At 60.6% G+C, this 637-nt stretch carries 2 protein-coding genes; both read right to left on the bottom strand.

Annotation, left to right across the window (positions count from 1 at the left end):
* Positions 1-236: peptidylprolyl isomerase (locus EN969_RS34145; RefSeq protein ID WP_206525367.1), on the bottom strand; the 236-nt coding region annotated here is incomplete at its 3' end.
* A gap of 40 nt (positions 237-276) precedes the next feature.
* Positions 277-637, bottom strand: a 361-nt coding sequence (locus EN969_RS34140; protein WP_164758806.1) for a peptidylprolyl isomerase, incomplete at its 5' end; no start/stop codon positions are given.

Genomic DNA, 637 nt, shown 5'->3' with positions numbered 1-637 from the left:
GCGCGGGACGGCGCGAAGGAAGGCTTGCTCGAATTGCCGAACTTGACGTCGCCGGTCTGGGCCATGAAGCCTTCGATGACGCGGTGGAAGACCACGCCGTCATAGGCGCCTTCCCTAGCCAGTTCCTTGATGCGGGAGACGTGGCCCGGCGCCAGGTCGGGGAAAAGTTCGATGACGACCGTGCCCTTGGTCGTTTCCATGATGAGCGCGTTCTCGCGGTCCTTGATTTCGGCCATGTCAGATATCCTTTTGAGAAAACAGAGTTATTTGACAATTTTACTTGTCTGCGGCGATGCGCACCTTGATCATCCGGTCGGGGTCGGAGACCGTGCCGTTATCCGCCTGGTCGCCCTTCTTGATGTGATCCACCAGTTCCATGCCGCTGACGACATTGCCGACGATGGTGTACTGGCCGTCGAGCGGCGGTGCCGGAGCGAACATGATGAAGAACTGCGAATTGGCCGAATTGGGGTCCTGCGAGCGGGCCATGCCGACCACGCCGCGCTTGTAATGTTCGGTCTGCGAGAATTCGGCCGGCAGGTCGGGCAGGTCGGAACCGCCGGTGCCGACGGCCTCGGCGCTGAAACCCTTTTTCATATTGCCGAACTTGACGTCGCCGGTCTGCGCCATGAAGCCG

Source organism: Mesorhizobium sp. M7A.F.Ca.CA.003.01.2.1 (assembly GCF_003998945.1).
Classification (GTDB): Bacteria; Pseudomonadota; Alphaproteobacteria; order Rhizobiales; family Rhizobiaceae; genus Mesorhizobium; species Mesorhizobium ciceri.
This window is presented reverse-complemented; position numbering and strand designations above follow the sequence as displayed.